Origin of the sequence: Ampullimonas aquatilis (assembly GCF_049675895.1) — a bacterium.
Lineage (GTDB): Bacteria > Pseudomonadota > Gammaproteobacteria > Burkholderiales > Burkholderiaceae_D > Ampullimonas > Ampullimonas aquatilis.
The window spans coordinates 205424-221348 of record NZ_CP183834.1 but is presented as its reverse complement, the minus strand read 5'-3'; the positions used below and the strand labels follow the sequence as shown (position 1 = coordinate 221348).

Below are 15925 nucleotides of genomic sequence, written 5' to 3'. Positions count from 1 at the left end.
CACAATCGGTTTATTCCACTGCTATTCTTAATGCGGCAGCAGTTACCCATGGCGCCAATGACAACGCCATGCATAACATACCGCCAAGCAACATCAGATGTCCATTGATAGCTAGTCCCGACGCCTGTGCACCAACAGCCCCTGCTCCAAAAATCAGGGTTGGAATATAGAGTGGCAAGACCAGTAATGACACCAATACATTGCTATTACGAGTACCCAAAGTCAATGCCGCACCAATGGATCCAATTAAACTAAGGACTGGTGTCCCAAGTAACAGACTAATCATCAGCACGGCAATACAGTCGACATCAAGATCAAACTCTGCCGCCAAGAGTGGTGTCACTATTAGCAGGGGCAAACCTGATGCCAACCAATGAGCGATGATTTTCCCAAACACAATCAAAGACAACGACTCGGATGACAAAACACTTTGCTCCAGTGTTCCATCGGCATGGTCGAACACAAATAGACGGTTTAAAGCCAACATGGATGCAAACAATGCCGCCACCCAGATAACGCTTGGTGCTATGGTGCGCAACAATGCAAATTCAGGTCCGATACCAAGTGGAAAGAGAGCCACTGCAATAACAAAAAAAAACAAACTATTTAAAGCATCTGAGCGACATCGAAATATTAATAATAAATCTCGCCAAATTACGACCCGCAAGGTTTTTAGCATATAGACGCACTATCTATATTGAGTACAAGCGAATGTTGCGCGATTAACTCAATCTCTTGATGTGTTGTGTAGATCAACATGCCACCATTTTTTAGATGGTTATTCATAACATCAATTAAATCGGTGACTGCACGTTTATCCAATGCAGTAAATGGTTCATCCAGAATCCAGAGTGATCGCATTTCAGGTAGACGCAACTTTGCTTGCGCAACCCTCTTGCATTGACCTTGAGACAAGATTTTTATGGGGTAATCTGCCACAGTACTCAGCCCCACAAGATGTAACACGCGATAAGCCTCTTTTATGGAAACCACGTCACCAGTAAGTGCCGAACCAAATAAAATATTTTCGCAAGCAGTTAGATCCCCTTTGAGGGCATTCGCATGACCTATATATATCAAGCCTTGATTGAACTCATAATTAGCATCTCTAATATCCTGACCATTCCATTTAACTATCCCTTCAATTGGCTTCGTTAAACCACAAAGTATTCTTAGCAAACTAGTTTTACCACTTCCATTTTCGCCACAAACACGCAGTGCCTCACCCGGTCCGATTTTTAAATTAATATTTTCAAATAGAGGTATATCACTATAAGAACAGGCTAACTGAATGGCTTCCAATAACACGCTTTAATCACATTAAAATTAATAAATCAATAATTTATCTTAAATCCAATAAATTTGAAGATAATCGCTATTCATGGCTAATATAGCAACATCCACTTAACAAGTAATCGAATGAAAATACTTATGCTTATGCAATTTAATAATTTTGCCAACAATCTTAGTAATAAGCGTATTTCCGATTTACATATTAAAAGACATTCTTTCCAAATAATCGGGAAAATCGATAAACTCAAAGATGTTTCATTTTTATACTTAACGAAACTTAAGTAAGTTGATATTCATTTTCCATCAATATCTGCGCTGCCATCATTTTCTATAAATTTGTACAAAAACAAACTAATCTGAATAAATTTAAAACTGCTAAAAACTTAAATCATGTATCGATCAAGATTCTTAAAATCAATTGCAGTGACTTTATTTTCGATTGTTGTTATGACATCCGGACTCTGCGTTGCGAAGTCGAAATATGCAGTCATTCCCAATGAAATTAGTACTACTAATTTTTTTTCCAGGAACATGCTGAATACCAATAGACAAACATTCAAGCTTGAATCTTTCAAGGGAAAAACGCTGTTGGTCAACTTTTGGGCAACTTGGTGTTCAGCATGCATCAAGGAAATGCCTGAATTATCTGCACTACAAAATGAGCTGTCTGCACAGACGATTCAAATCATCGGCATTGCCATTGACAATCAAGACAAAATTATCGAATTTGCAAAAAAATACGATATTCACTATCCAATTTATATGACAGATATTTCTGAGCAAGGTCTGCTCAGTGAATTAGGAAATCAATCTGGTGTACTACCGTATACCCTACTGATTGACCGGAAAGGTGTCATTAAAAAAACTTACCTTGGCCGCCTAAATATGGATGACATCCGAAAAGACTTGCTAGTCTTGGATAAAAAACGCTTTTAATATGATTTGGCAGGAAATGAATTGTTTATTCAAAAATATATCAATACCATTATTTATCTTTTTATTATTTTCTCAATATCTCCTACTTTAGCCGCAGATAAGAACACAGAATTTCCCATACCAAGTAAATACAACGGCAGCATCGAAAAAGGAAAAGAAAAATCGCTTGCGCATAATTGTTTTGAATGCCATGGAGAGAAAGGTATTGGCACTTCTTCTGGATATCCAAATCTTGCCGGTCAATACCCGGAATATATCATCAAACAAATTCAGAATTTTAGGACTGGTGAACGCAGAGCGCCATTCATGAATAATATTGCTGCAGTAATTGATGATCAGGATATGATTGATGTAGCCATTTATTTTTCAAGTAAACAGAAAAATAAAGAAAAAAATACTCTTGAAAATAAAGTTGCAAAAGATCTCTATTTCAATGGAGATAAGACTCGGAATATTATTGCTTGCAGCCTTTGTCACGGAAATAATGGTCAAGGAATCCGTTCATCGGAACAGGTCTACCCAATGATTGGAGGGCAACAAATGTATTATTTAAGAGAACAATTACTGAACTGGCGTTTAGGTACCAGATCAAACAGTCCAGATCGCATAATGAACAAAGTTAGTCAAGCATTGACTGAAGAAGAAATTGAAGCCTTATCGCATTTCATTTCTACGATGTAATACTGAATTTGCACTGCGAGCCACAATTTACCCATTACAATTAATGAGCCACCTTTGTGCTCATTAATCGTAATTATGTTATTTACTAGATAACTGTTGTACCACTTCAAGCGCCTTTTCCACATTAACATCTGGCGCAACACCTCCCACAGTAGCGGCTATTCTCCCGTCTTTGTTAACAACAAATGTTGTCCGTTCGGCAAATCCATGATTAAGATCTGCTCCGCGCGTATCTTTTTTACCTGGCACCACATCTCTGATTTTCAAATCATAAGATTTAGCTATTTTTCCATCTACATCTGATGCTACCGCCACCTTACCTGCACAATACTCTGGATCCGCAGAAAACTCATTTAACCTGGCAATATTATCTAATGAGACACCAACAACCGTAGCACCTGCTGCGGCAAACTTTTCATAATTAATGGCAAAAGTGTGGGCTTGAATATTACATCCACCGGTATAAACTGCCGGATAAAAATAGACAACCACTGGACCTTTTTTTATGGATTCTTTAAGAGAATAGGAAAACGCCTTACCTGCTACGGAGGCTTCTGTTTTAAAGTCGGGTGCAATATCACCCTCGTTTAAAGCTCCGAACGAAGCATTCACAAAGGTAGTCAGCATAAAAATAGTGCTACAAATATATTTCATACTAGTCTTTCTTAGGATTTTTTATAGAAGTTATGACATGTCTTGCAGGTTCTTGATAGTGTCGTTGCGGAATTAATTGCCGAATCAAAGTCTTTAGCAGTGATTGCTTTTGCAATTTCTGCCGTTAATTCCATACTTTTCTTGGAGAGAGAAACCGCATCTTGTGCATCCCCCTTAGCAACAAAATAAGCTTCAACCTTGATGAACATACTTTCAAGTTCTTTAACATTCGCTGTTGAAGACTTACCATCTTTTAATGCCAAATTTGATCCAAGACTTTTATTTTCATCCTCAATCGCCTGCATTAAGTCTGTATCCAAATCGGTTTCAGCTGACCATACATTACCAACCAAAAAAACCAAAAAACCGATAATAATAAATCTCTTGCGCATATAAACCGTGGCTGCAAAACAATAAAAAAATGTTGCAGGCACTTGTTAAGTTATTCCTGCAACATTCCTATTTAGGCTGCCTTAAATAAGGATATCCTTGATTACTTTTCCGTATACAACGGTTGGACGCTCAGAGCGACCATTATTGAGGAAGGTTGTTTTTAAATGATCCAAACCCAATAATTGAAGAACCGTTGCTTGCAGATCGTAAGTGTCTACTGCTGTATCCTTATCAGCGACCTGAAGACCAATTTCATCAGTCTGTCCATAAGTGAACCCTGCTTTCAATCCACCGCCAGCAAGCCACTGGGTATAGCCCCAAGGGTTATGATCGCGACCATTTCCACTTTGACCGTATGAAGTGCGACCAAATTCAGATGTCCAAACTACCAGTGTTGAATCAAGCAAACCTCGTGATTTCAAGTCTGCCAACAAACCAGCAATTGGCTTGTCAACCATTTGGGCCATCAGGCCATGATTCTTCTCCAAATCATTATGTGCATCCCAGCTTTGTCTATCAATATCAGCTCCCTCAGGAAAGCCTGATACAACCTGGATAAATCGTACGCCATTTTCAACGAGTCGACGTGCGCGCAGTAAGACCTCACCGTAGCTCTGACTAGTCTTATCGTTTAGTCCATACATTTCTTTTGTTATATCACTCTCTTTACTGATGTCTACAGCCGCAGGCGCTGCAGCTTGCATGCGATCCGCGAGTTCGTATGACTGTATCCTGGCTCGCAATTCTGTATCAGCCGAATAACGCTCCGCACCAATGGAATTCAAACGCTTTAGCAAATCAAGTGAAGTACGCTGCTGCTGAGCAGTTCGAACATCAGGACGATCGAGATAGAGAATTGGAGAGGCACCCGGGCGGAATGCGGTTCCTTGATACACAGCAGGTAAGAAGCCGGCACTCCAGTTTACCGAACCAGCTTGCGGTTCACGGTCACCGTTATACATTACCACATAGGGTGGCAAATCCTTATTGGCTGAACCCAGTGCGTAGGTTACCCAAGCACCCAGCGATGGACGACCGGGATTAAGATCACCCGTATTGAGTTTCAGAATCGAGATATCATGCGTGGCGCCAACTGTTGTGCTCGATTTGATAAAAGTCATTTTATCGGCATGTTGCGCCAAGTTGGGTAATAAATCTGAAAACCAGGCACCACTTTCACCGTATTGCTTCCATGTACGATTTGATGCAAATAATTTTCCAACACCACCTTGCGTACTAGTCTTGATGCCTTTCAAAAATGATGATGGCACTTCCTGACCAGCCAATTTAACCAAATCCGGTTTGTAGTCATAAAGATCTAAAGTACTTGGTGCGCCATTTTGATGCAACCAAATAACGGATTTAATTTTTGCAGGAAAATGAGGTGCTTTTGGCGCAAGTGGGTCAATGAGTTCTGCAGCAGTTGCTGCTGAAAGGCCACCTATTCCAGGTACAAGGCCACCCAATGCCGCGCCGCCAATACCCATGCATGCGTTACGCAGAAAATCACGGCGTGAATCAATACTCATAGTCGTATCCTTATTTCGTAAATGAATAGGTCATTAGATTAAAAACGGTAGGCAAAATCGTTAGAGTTGGCCACGGTATGAACCAAATCAACAAATGCAGCTGACTTAACCGGATCAAAATTTTTGGTATCCTTCAATCCCTCAGGAACTGCCACCTCAAACTTGCCTGTAGCAGCTTTTTGTTTAATGATGATTTGCTCATTAGCCAAAAACTCTTTCAATGCAGCCCGTTCAGTCTTATTAGGCTCACGTGCAAACAATATTTGATAGAGTTTACTCAGTTGTGCGGACTCATCTGGGCCCGCCTCATTAATTACTCGACCAGCCAAAGCTTGAGACCATTCAAATACAACATCACTATTAAAGAGTGTTAAAGCTTGTAATGGTGTAGTGGTGACATCGCGTTTGTGATGAGGTTTGCTTGGATCAGCTGGATCAAAGTTTTGCGTCACTGGATATGGAAAACTACGTCGATTGAAAATATAAATACTGCGACGGTACCAGTCATTTTTGTCCTCTGACACAGCCCATGCCCGATTCCCGTTAAAGTCTTGCGACTTGCCAATATCATTGCTGACTTTGATGATTGGCGGATAGACCGCTGGACCACCTATTTTGTCAACCAACAATCCGGAAGCATAAAGTAATGAATCGCGAATTTCTTCGGCCTCAAGACGTTTACGTGGATAAACAGCCAACAGCTTGTTTTCTGGATCGAGTTTGGCAACATCATCACGTTGATTTGAAGATTGACGATAAACGCTGGACAGCAGAATTTGACGATGCAGTTGTTTAATACTCCAACCCTTGTTGACAAAGTCAGTAGCAAGATAATCCAACAATTCTGGATTGGTTGGTTTTTGACCTGCCCGCCCAAAATCAGCAATCGTAGGAATGATGCCTTTATCAAAATATTGTGCCCAAACACGATTCGCGTAAACGCGAGCGGTCAAGGGATTATTGGCATCGGCGAGCCAGTTAGCCAGTGCTGAGCGACGACCTGAAGAAGTTGTTGTCGGTGTAATTTGTGGTTGATTTTTACCAGTCCACAATGCGGGAATTGCAGGCTGGACTTCTTCAGTTGGGCGCTCATGAATACCGGTAAAGCGAACAAATGTAGGTGGGGATTCTGTATGACCTAACTCAGTCGCTGCAGTCAACCATTTTGAACCTCTAACGGGTTTGATATTGTCAAACTTTTTCAGTTGTTCAGCCAATTGCTGATATGCCTTTAACTTTTCCGCATTGGCTGGATCATAATCCTTGCGATCTTTTTCTTGGCCAGTTTCGCGCAAATAAGCAACAATGTCCTGATCGGATGCAACAGTTTTTAAACGGAAATTAACCCAACGATCTAGCGCATTCCATTCAGACTCTGGTTTGAAAATAGCGTCACGGCTATCAGTCAAATAACGCTCATTGTGATACTTGCGTCCCACTTCTCGAACACTATCAAGAATTGCTTTTTGCTTATCACGAATATCTTTGGTTGCCTGGTTATAAGCTGACTGAGCCTTTTGATATTCTGCATCAAACTCGGTCTCAGTACCTTTAGTCAAAGGCACAGACTCATCAAAACTGGTATTTGCAAAAAAAGCCTGAAGCTGGAAATATTCTTTCTGGCTGACTTTATCCGACTTATGATTATGGCAACGCGCACAGCCAACCGTGGAAGCCAAGAATACCTCACCAACCTGGTCCGTCATATCGGTTGCAATTTGATATTTACGTTGAACCAAATCACGTGAGTTAGCATTATCAGGATAACCCGCTAAAAACCCCGTTGCAATTTTAGCTTCCTGACTATCTGGAAATAATTCATCACCTGCCACTTGCTCTTGAATAAAACGGTTGTATGGCTTGTCCTGATTAAATGCATTAATCACATAATCACGATAGCGCCAATTGTTAGGCCGAGTCTGATCATTTTGAAACCCGGAGCTGTCCGCATAACGCGCCAGATCAAGCCAACGGCGCGCCTGCCGCTCACCGAAATGATGAGAGGAAAGCAGGCGATCTACCAACTTCTCATAAGCGTTAGGAGAGCGATCGCTTTCAAATACTTTTACTTCCTCTGGCGTTGGCAATAGACCCCAGGCATCTAAAGTTGCGCGACGAATAAAGGTCGCCCGATCGGCTTCAGGGGAAGGCGCAACACCCTTAGCTTCCAATTTTTCAAGAATAAATGCATCAACAGGCGTACGCACCCATTTCTTCTGCTTAACAGACGGTTCAGTTGGCGCTTTGATCACTTGATAAGGTGACCAGGCTTTGACCGCCGGTAACTGAGCAGTATTAGCATCTACTGCAGCAGGTTTGGCATCATCGGCAAATGCTTCGACAACAGCCGCCGATGTAAACGCCAGTATCACGGCAAGATATATGGCTCTTATTTTCATTAAATCACTCCGGAAATTTAAAATCTGCTCTTTTAGCCTCCAAAATAAGGCTACCGACAGAGCCATATCAGCACAATCCATACCAGTTTTTTTTAAGAAAAATTACCACTATCTCATTGTTTTAATTAAATAATTTTTCTAGTTATTAACAAATACAATTAGTCACTGCATAAGTAAAAACAGTGTTGCTGACACTGCAGCAATTACCTGAATAGAAATCAACAGCGTAATTTTCAAGAATGATGTGGGCGAGAACCGTAAGCCGAACGCTGACAGAAACAAGTATGTGAATACTGACCAAGGTTTTGCATTAGCACAGGGAGACGTTATCCAATGCAAATTTTCTTAGGCTAGCGAACTTGTGTTAGATAGAAAAAGTAATAGAAACCCAACTTGTTAAGCAGGGTTTCTATTTTTTTAATTGATAATTTATTACTGGCCAATCGCAGCACGCAAATCATTGAGACTCACAACACGGCCATGCAACGGTGCAATTTGTTCAACCTGCAAATTGAGCTTTTGAATATTCTGATATAGATTGACAGAATAAGGATTAGGTGATGTTGGTAAAGGGGCATTAACGGCCGTTGGCGTGAATGCATCCGCCTCTACCAAAATTTTCTCTGCAGGAAGATAAACTAAGGAAAAGGCATCATTATGTCCATTGCCAGCTATCTCATGAATTTCAATGGTACGCTTACCATCAGACAAGATTTTTTTACCAGTAAAAGTATCATAGTGTGCGGTTAGCTTTGACTTAGCGAGACGATCAGGATTAATGGAGTGAGGTGTTACCCACGCCTTCTGATAGTAGGGTTGATTCAATCTTTGAGTGACAATAGTGGTGCCTTCATCAACATAAGTACGCAAACCGCCAGAATGATCGAAATGGACATGGGTATTCACCAAATACTTGATTGGCTTGGCTGGAATGATTTCTTTAATTTTGGCAATCACTGCTAAAGATCGATCTTCGTTCAAAGGCGCTTCGACTACCACCACATGATCTTTTTGCTCAATAGCGACACTGTGATGTGTTCCGCCCGTGAGATAGTAGATACCTTCAGCCAATTTGTTTGAAGTGACTGTTACAGGAGGTATAGGCAAGCTTGCAACATTTTCTGGCAAAGCAATATCTGAAGCAGAATTCTGCTTAACCTCAGATACAGCTAACTCTAAAACAGGATGACCACCCTGTTTTCTAAGAAGATAAGTCGGAAATGCAATACCACTAAAATCTTTATAGTTAGCATACTCAGTTTCAACCAACGTGTCACCGAGCACAGGATTATCAATCCAAGTCTTAATTCTCTCTACCTGATTCTTATGATTGATGATTCCAACATAATGGAATTTTTCATCGACTGAAAATGAAACTGTAATACCATCTTTTCCAGACTTGGTGGTTGCATGATTAGCAAGTGCCGCTTTTATAAAACCTTGAGGTGTAGACCAAATTTCAGCATTACGCTCTTCAACAGCAAGTGGCTGGGCGGTCGCAACGAGTGGAGAATCTTGAGGTGCACCCACTTGTGGTGCCAGGCTCCATGCTTTTCCACCACTGACATATTGATCCACTTTTTGCTCTACAGGCGTTGGTCTTAAGCGTTTTGGCTCAATTGCTTGCTTACGCGTGATTTGTACTCGCTCTGTGGCCGTTTCGTAGTTGAAATCAGCGGTATACCTACTAACATTAAAACGTGGCCAAGGTAATCCTGGCCTGGGTGCTTGCCCAAACTGAAACCAATGACCGGTGGCAGAAAATTCGAGTGACTTAATTTTAGCAACACCAAGTGCATCAGCAGCAGACTCCAACGTCACTGACCATGCAGGTAGTGCAGTCAGTGAAAACACGAAAACCAGACCCGTTAACGGGAATTTCATTAAATGCATGAATCCTCCAAATTGACTTACAAAGATTAAATGTCTATTTGCTACCAGAACGGTGCTTTAATAGATAATGACTGAGTCACAGAAGGTGCTAATCCACTGGCAACAACATAAACAACTGTTAATGAGATTGCTGCCGAAACAATAAAAGAAATTGCGCTGCGCCCAACTCTAACGAGCCTTAGGTTGCCTTGAGTAATTTCAGGAGATACCAAATTTGGATCGATTTCTTTTCGGCCAGTCAACATTGGGCGTACTAAATTTTCACGTTTGAATCGAACGTAGAAAATAATAGCCACCACATGCAAAGATACCATTGCGATTAAGCCGTACTTTAATAAAGCATGAAGGCTACGCATATGATTGGAGGATTCTGACTCAATCAAATATGCCAAAGGACCTTGAAAGGTAATATCATCATTTGCAAAAAGACCGGTGCCGATTTGAGCCGAAATGATTGCCAGCAAACCAAGCACCGACAAAGCTCCTAGCGGATTGTGTCCTATACCACGCCACTCGCCACGAAGATAGTCCAATATTGCTCTTGGTCCTCGAACAAAATTCACAAACCTGGCAGTGCGAGAACCAACCACACCCCAGATCAGACGAAAAATAATTAAACCAAGAATAAACAATCCTAAACGGCCGTGCCATTCAATTAGATCACCGCCGATCATGCCAGTCACAATGGCAGCAGGAATACTGGCTGCAAGGAGCCAGTGAAAAATTCGGATCGGTAAATCCCATACATACTGAGATTGCATTCTTATTCCTCCAAAAACCGTCAAGTAAATCACTGCATCTTGACTTCCTACCATACAAAAGACCACCGCCAGACAATAGCAACGGCCTTTTTAAATTATGATTAATTACTCTTTCGCTTTGTAATCATCATGGCAAGCTTTGCAAGTCTTCGAAAGCTTGCCTAATTGCTCTTTCACCGCAGTCGCATCAGAATTGGAGGCGACCTTGACTAATTCATTGGCTTCCTTGGAAAAATTGCCAAATAAATCGGCAACTTTTTTTTCGTCCTTAAACAATTCAGGTTTGGCTGCTGTATCGTGCCAACCTTTTCCTTGCTCAGTTCCTGGCACGAATAAAACGCTTAAACCAGAATTTGATATTGCAGCAATCGTGTTTGCAGCCCGCAGAACATCTTCTTTGTTATAAGTGCCTTCGACATTGGCCTTAATACGTGAACTGTTCCATGCCACAACCTGAAATACAGACTGACGCCACTTAATCAAAGCCTCTGGTTTAGGCGCCTGCTGTGCCACAGCCCCTGCAGAAATACTAATGATTACTACCGCCATCAGGGACTTAAAATACTTCGACATTTTTCTTCCTTCAGTTAAATTAAAAAATTTCAAACACGCAAGTTTTTATCAAAGAATTCCACGGTTCTTTTCCATGCCAACTTTGCCGAGATTTCGTCATAACGTGGAGTCGTATCGTTATTAAATCCGTGTTGAGCACCCGCATAAATGAAAGCCTGATAATTTACATTTGCGGTCTTTAAGGCAGCCTCATAAGCTGGAAGACTAGCTATCAAGCGTTCGTCCTTCTCACCGTGATGAATTAATAAGGGTGACTTTATTTTTGGAACATCTTCAGATAACGGAGGGCTCCCATAAAATGGCACTGCGGCAGCCAGATCAGGAATTTTGGTAGCCAAAAAATTGGCAATCCCACCACCATAACAAAAACCGACCACACCTACCTTGCCATTTCCTTCTGGCAATCTCTTAAGAATACCGGTTGCAGCAATAAAATCTGCTCGACTTTTGTTTTGATCCAGTTTTTGAAATAACTCACGAGCCTTATCCTCATCACCAGGATAGCCACCCAGCGGGAAAAGCGCATCGGGTGCAAATGCAATAAAGTTATCTATCGCCAAACGACGGGCAATATCTTCAATATGTGGATTTAATCCACGATTCTCATGAACCACCAAGATAGTTGGCAATCTCCCCTTGGCATTTTCTGGCTTCACAAGATAACCACGCAATGTGCCATACCCGTCTGGCGATGGATATTCCACATAACTAGCCTTAACGCGAGAATCACTCTCAAGCACCAAGGGTGCAGCGAAACTTGGCGATAACTCGGCTAACAATGCAGTCGCGGTTAATCCACCTACTGTGTATTTGCTTACCTCCTCAAGAAAGCCACGCCGTGAGATTTTTGCGTGAACATAACGATCAAAAATCCTTAAGACTTCAGGATCAAAATCCTCTGCAGTTTTACGTTTCATTTAAGACCACCCTTAAGTATCGCAACTTCTATGTTTTGTAGTTTTGATTTCCCATATCTATTTATTGGACAAGGCAGGAAATATGCCAACTTCAAAAGATTTATTATTTCTTTCAGAATTTATGATCAATTCGGTTATGAAATATGAGCCAATTACTATCGTTCATTTTTCACCATCCAAATTCATTTTTTAAATTTAAATTTTTTTAAGCAATATCGTTACGCCACCTGCTGCATCAGCAACAGATGCCCGACCACTCTGCTGATTAAGCAACAGTCAAAGAGCTCAGAATAAATGTATGAGGGAGTTGCGTGACCTATTTGACAGGCACAATAGCTGCTAAAAATAATGTGTAATACCTTGCTCAATAAATTTGAAAATCACGGCTTAAACTGTGATGTATTGCTTCATGACATCAATTAATCACTTAGTGCTCATTCACCATCAGGAAAGTAAAAGTAAGCATGAAAATCGCGATGAAACTCTCTGTATTTATCTTTTCCCTAGCAAATTCATTTGCCTATGCGCAACAAAATAGCAACACCAATAACTCGGCAGCAGAGAAACCGCCACAAGCACCAATCAGTTTTTTTGTTACTAGTACAGGTGTTGGAAAAGGGGCTGACTTAGGTGGATTAGAAGGCGCAGATAAACATTGCCAAAGCCTTGCAAATGCAATTGGCAGCACAAAAACCTGGCGAGCCTACTTGAGCACACAGGCTCAAAATGGACAACCTGCCATTAATGCAAGAGATCGTATCGGCCAAGGCCCCTGGTATAACGCACGCGGTGTTATCGTGGCCAAAGATGTCGCACATTTACATGGTGATACGCTGGATGGCGCCAGACTGGGTAACAACCTAAGTCGAACCACAGCATTGACCGAAAAGAACGAACCAGTTAAAGGTGCTGGCGACACGCCAAATCAACATGACATTCTTACTGGCTCGCAGCCAGATGGCCGCGCATTCGCTGATGGCAATGATCACACCTGTAAAAACTATACCAGTACTGCCGCAGATGGATCTGCACAGGTTGGCCACTTCGACCGGACCGGTGGTGGCAACACATCATGGAATTCAGCACATCCAAGTCGCGGCTGCGGGCAGGAAAATCTAGTCGCAACAGGTGGTGCAGGGCTGTTCTACTGTTTTGCCACTAATTAGATTTAGTCTCTATGCTACCACCCAGCGCTTTTGCCAGAAACGCGGTGGTAGTCAATTGTTGACCCAGTAATTGGGCTGCCAAACGCTGATTGTTCAACATGTTTTGTTGGGCAGTCACAATCTCAAGATAGGTGGCAGCGCCACCCTGATAACGATACGTCGCTATATCAAGTACCTGCTGTGAGCTGACAATCGAACTTTGAGCGTACTGTCTTGCCTTATCTAAGGCTTGCAGACTACCCAAGCCATCTTCAACCTCTTGAAATGCACGTAATACAGTTTGCCGATAATTCGCAATAGAGGCCTCATGAGCCGCTTTACTTGCCTGCAGCAAGGCTTTGTTTCGACCACCATCAAACAAGTTATAGGCAATACTTGAACCAAAAGACCATAATGAGCTTGACGCAGTCAATAAATTTTCAATCGTACGGCTTTGCAAACCTGTACCAGCTCCTAATGTAATGCTTGGAAAAGCTGCCGAACGTGCTACGCCAATTTGTGCATTAGCTGCTGCTACCGCTCGCTCAGCCGAGGAGACATCAGGTCTGCGCTCAAGGATATCTGAAGGTAGTAGCACCGGCAAAACCGGCAGCCTTGTTGAAGACTGCAACGGTTTGGTAGCTAATTGCAAATTACTTGCTGGCGTACCTAGCAATGTGGCAATAGCATGCTCAATCTGTAGTCGCTGACGATTCAGCAAGGCCAATTGCGTTCGAGTGGCATCAAGTTGAACCTGCTGTTGGGACTGATCAAAACCGGAAGAAATTCCACCTTCATGTCGAGCAACAAGTAGGCTAATTGCTCGTTCCTGCAAAGCTACCCCCTCTTGTACAACATCAATTTCCGTGTCAGTCGCACATAAATTGAAATACAAAGTTGCCAGATCAGCACTCAATACCAATAAGGTATTTTCTAGCTCAGATTGTGCTTGTTGTGCATTCGCCAAAGAAGCTGCCACATCACTAGCCACTCGCCCAAATAAATCAAGCTCATAACTTACAGTCAAATTTAGAGCATGCTCACTTTGGGGAATTGCTGTTACTGGATTGGCAGAATAGGTAGCACGGTTCTCAGAAGGCTGTTGACGTCCAGTGCGTCCGATAAAATCTAAACGTGGCAAAGTACTCGCTTCGGACGATTGTGCCAATGCCCGAATCTGAATAAGTCTGGCACGTGCTATTGCCACTGTTTGGTTATGCTCTAATGCCCGTTGCTGCAAGTTATTCAGTGTTTCATTTTCATATATTTTCCACCAAGCACCTTTAGGTAAAGCATCCTGAGGATTGGCATCACGCCAAGGAGATTCTGACTGCCACTTCAACGGAACTTCTGCTACTGGGTGTTGATAATTTGGTGCAGCAACACATCCTGCCAATAACAATGTTAACAAGCAGATCGGATATGTTTGATTTCGCTTCATACACCAACCCTGCCCGAATAAGATGGACCCGGAGTGACAACAGATTGCCGATTGGATTGATTTGCACCTTTTTGTGGTTTATCTGATGGTTTATCGACAACCTTATCAGGTGGCGCTGCTTGGGCATAGACTAACTCACTCTCCTCTATAGCATCGTGTGGATTGAGCACAATATGATCGTTGGGAGTAACACCATTTAACACCTCCACAAAACGACCAAGATCTCGTCCGAGTTTGACCTGATGTATAGCAATACGCTGCTCTCCTTGTTCCTCACCATTCACGACAGCAACACGGGGACCTTCTTGACGAAACTGCAGCGCAGCGACGGGAACCAATAAATTTTTACCTGGATTAGTTAAAGGTAAATTAACCTCAACGTAAGAACCAGGTAATAACTTACCATCTGGATTTGGCAAACTCACCTCAATTTGCATTGATCTCGTTGTGCTATCAATTGCACCAGCCGTACGGACGATGGATCCTTTGTAGGTTGCTCCAGGACGCTCAAGCAATTGAACATTCACCTCCTGACCCACATTAACAGCACTCGAATAATTTTGTGGTACAGCAATATCAATACGCAAGGGATCAATTTGAGCAAGATAAAATAACTCACGATTGGTACCATTATTTCCTGCACCGATCAAAGCACCTACATCAACATTTCGTCTAACAACAATACCGGAGAACGGTGCTGTTACTCGTCTGAATTCTTGTAATTGCTGTAATCTTTTAACATTCGCATCCGCCGCTGACAGGTCGGCTTGAGCCTGCTGGACAGCCGCGCGACGCTCATCAAGCTCTTGCTGAGATACTGCATCTCGTTGGCGTAACCCCTCCCAACGGTGCAATGTCGATTGTGCCAATTCAAGTCGAGCCCGAATCTGATCACCATTAGCTCGCGCCTGTTGCAACTCTTGTTCAGACTCAGGTGCGTCAATAACTGCAAGTAACTCTCCCTTCTTGACTGGCTCGCCAATTCCTTTAAACCAAGCTTGAATATAGCCATTTGCCCTTGCATAAATTGGTGCTTCTACATGACCTTTTAACGTACCAGACAAGGTGATGTTTCGTTTTGGATCACCTAAACGGGCCTGTACGGTCTGTACCGAACGAATGGCATTTCCAGCTGTACGTGCAGCCAATAATTTGGCTTCCCGTACTTTACTGTAAGTTCGAAGACCAGCTCCTATCAATAAAATCAAAAATAAAACTAGGGCAATGAATCCCATTCGACGAATCGTACTCGAAGGCTTGGATAAATTTAAATTGTTGTCATTCAGATGAATGTCTGTGGGAATGGAATG

General features: G+C 42.2%; 15 protein-coding genes. 3 read left to right on the top strand and 12 right to left on the bottom strand.

Annotation, left to right across the window (positions count from 1 at the left end):
- Positions 1-10: 10 nt before the first annotated feature.
- The gene (gene ccmB, locus ACMYR3_RS00995; RefSeq protein WP_424193660.1) at positions 11-679 is read right to left on the bottom strand and encodes a heme exporter protein CcmB; all 669 of its coding nucleotides are present in this window, start codon (positions 677-679) and stop codon (positions 11-13) included.
- Positions 673-1308: a cytochrome c biogenesis heme-transporting ATPase CcmA gene (gene ccmA / locus ACMYR3_RS00990; RefSeq protein ID WP_424193659.1), complete on the bottom strand. Its 636-nt coding sequence runs from the start codon at positions 1306-1308 to the stop codon at positions 673-675. The genes ccmB and ccmA overlap by 7 nt, the downstream gene beginning before the upstream one ends.
- A gap of 516 nt (positions 1309-1824) precedes the next feature.
- Between ccmA and ACMYR3_RS00985 the strand changes: the two genes are divergently transcribed.
- Positions 1825-2229 carry a TlpA disulfide reductase family protein gene (locus ACMYR3_RS00985; RefSeq protein ID WP_424193657.1) on the top strand — a complete coding sequence of 135 codons (405 nt, stop codon included), beginning with the start codon at positions 1825-1827 and terminating at the stop codon, positions 2227-2229.
- Between the two features lie 21 nt (positions 2230-2250).
- Positions 2251-2910 carry a c-type cytochrome gene (locus ACMYR3_RS00980; RefSeq protein ID WP_424193655.1) on the top strand — a complete coding sequence of 220 codons (660 nt, stop codon included), beginning with the start codon at positions 2251-2253 and terminating at the stop codon, positions 2908-2910.
- A gap of 78 nt (positions 2911-2988) precedes the next feature.
- Here ACMYR3_RS00980 and ACMYR3_RS00975 read toward each other — a convergent pair whose 3' ends face one another.
- The 8 genes from ACMYR3_RS00975 to ACMYR3_RS00940 all read right to left on the bottom strand — a co-directional run bounded on the left by ACMYR3_RS00975 (position 2989) and on the right by ACMYR3_RS00940 (position 12029).
- Entirely contained in the window at positions 2989-3564 is a 576-nt protein-coding gene (locus ACMYR3_RS00975; protein WP_424193653.1) for a peroxiredoxin, read from the bottom strand.
- An 11-nt stretch (positions 3565-3575) separates the two neighbouring features.
- The gene (locus ACMYR3_RS00970; protein ID WP_424193651.1) at positions 3576-3998 is read right to left on the bottom strand and encodes a hypothetical protein; all 423 of its coding nucleotides are present in this window, start codon (positions 3996-3998) and stop codon (positions 3576-3578) included.
- A 39-nt stretch (positions 3999-4037) separates the two neighbouring features.
- Complete coding sequence (locus ACMYR3_RS00965) at positions 4038-5486, bottom strand: DUF1501 domain-containing protein (RefSeq protein WP_424193649.1); 1449 nt, start codon at positions 5484-5486, stop codon at positions 4038-4040.
- Between the two features lie 38 nt (positions 5487-5524).
- Positions 5525-7951 carry a DUF1549 and DUF1553 domain-containing protein gene (locus tag ACMYR3_RS00960; protein ID WP_424193647.1) on the bottom strand — a complete coding sequence of 809 codons (2427 nt, stop codon included), beginning with the start codon at positions 7949-7951 and terminating at the stop codon, positions 5525-5527.
- Positions 7952-8317: 366 nt separating this feature from the next.
- Positions 8318-9778 carry an MBL fold metallo-hydrolase gene (locus tag ACMYR3_RS00955; RefSeq protein ID WP_424193646.1) on the bottom strand — a complete coding sequence of 487 codons (1461 nt, stop codon included), beginning with the start codon at positions 9776-9778 and terminating at the stop codon, positions 8318-8320.
- Positions 9779-9819: 41 nt separating this feature from the next.
- Entirely contained in the window at positions 9820-10539 is a 720-nt protein-coding gene (locus ACMYR3_RS00950) for a cytochrome b/b6 domain-containing protein (RefSeq protein WP_424193644.1), read from the bottom strand.
- 105 nt (positions 10540-10644) lie between these two features.
- Entirely contained in the window at positions 10645-11112 is a 468-nt protein-coding gene (locus ACMYR3_RS00945) for a c-type cytochrome (RefSeq protein ID WP_424193643.1), read from the bottom strand.
- Between the two features lie 29 nt (positions 11113-11141).
- Entirely contained in the window at positions 11142-12029 is an 888-nt protein-coding gene (locus ACMYR3_RS00940) for a dienelactone hydrolase family protein (RefSeq protein ID WP_424193641.1), read from the bottom strand.
- A gap of 464 nt (positions 12030-12493) precedes the next feature.
- On the opposite strand from ACMYR3_RS00940, the gene ACMYR3_RS00935 reads away from it, so the two are divergent.
- Positions 12494-13195, top strand: coding sequence for a lectin (locus ACMYR3_RS00935; RefSeq protein ID WP_424193639.1), 702 nt, complete (start codon positions 12494-12496; stop codon positions 13193-13195).
- On the opposite strand, the gene ACMYR3_RS00930 is transcribed toward ACMYR3_RS00935, so the two are convergent.
- Both ACMYR3_RS00930 and ACMYR3_RS00925 read right to left on the bottom strand, forming a co-directional pair.
- The gene (locus tag ACMYR3_RS00930; RefSeq protein ID WP_424193638.1) at positions 13188-14615 is read right to left on the bottom strand and encodes an efflux transporter outer membrane subunit; all 1428 of its coding nucleotides are present in this window, start codon (positions 14613-14615) and stop codon (positions 13188-13190) included. The two genes, ACMYR3_RS00935 and ACMYR3_RS00930, sit on opposite strands and share 8 nt — an antisense overlap.
- Positions 14612-15850: an efflux RND transporter periplasmic adaptor subunit gene (locus tag ACMYR3_RS00925; protein ID WP_424193636.1), complete on the bottom strand. Its 1239-nt coding sequence runs from the start codon at positions 15848-15850 to the stop codon at positions 14612-14614. The genes ACMYR3_RS00930 and ACMYR3_RS00925 overlap by 4 nt, the downstream gene beginning before the upstream one ends.
- Positions 15851-15925: the final 75 nt, after the last annotated feature.

Coding starts and splice junctions, on each gene's coding strand:
- ccmB (WP_424193660.1), bottom strand. CDS start 679: ATGCTAAAAACCTTGCGGGTCGTAATTTGGCGAGATTTATTATTAATA.
- ACMYR3_RS00985 (WP_424193657.1), top strand. CDS start 1,825: ATGCTGAATACCAATAGACAAACATTCAAGCTTGAATCTTTCAAGGGA.
- ACMYR3_RS00975 (WP_424193653.1), bottom strand. CDS start 3,564: ATGAAATATATTTGTAGCACTATTTTTATGCTGACTACCTTTGTGAAT.
- ACMYR3_RS00965 (WP_424193649.1), bottom strand. CDS start 5,486: ATGAGTATTGATTCACGCCGTGATTTTCTGCGTAACGCATGCATGGGT.
- ACMYR3_RS00960 (WP_424193647.1), bottom strand. CDS start 7,951: ATGGCTCTGTCGGTAGCCTTATTTTGGAGGCTAAAAGAGCAGATTTTA.
- ACMYR3_RS00955 (WP_424193646.1), bottom strand. CDS start 9,778: ATGCATTTAATGAAATTCCCGTTAACGGGTCTGGTTTTCGTGTTTTCA.
- ACMYR3_RS00950 (WP_424193644.1), bottom strand. CDS start 10,539: ATGCAATCTCAGTATGTATGGGATTTACCGATCCGAATTTTTCACTGG.
- ACMYR3_RS00945 (WP_424193643.1), bottom strand. CDS start 11,112: ATGTCGAAGTATTTTAAGTCCCTGATGGCGGTAGTAATCATTAGTATT.
- ACMYR3_RS00940 (WP_424193641.1), bottom strand. CDS start 12,029: ATGAAACGTAAAACTGCAGAGGATTTTGATCCTGAAGTCTTAAGGATT.
- ACMYR3_RS00935 (WP_424193639.1), top strand. CDS start 12,494: ATGAAAATCGCGATGAAACTCTCTGTATTTATCTTTTCCCTAGCAAAT.
- ACMYR3_RS00930 (WP_424193638.1), bottom strand. CDS start 14,615: ATGAAGCGAAATCAAACATATCCGATCTGCTTGTTAACATTGTTATTG.
- ACMYR3_RS00925 (WP_424193636.1), bottom strand. CDS start 15,850: ATGGGATTCATTGCCCTAGTTTTATTTTTGATTTTATTGATAGGAGCT.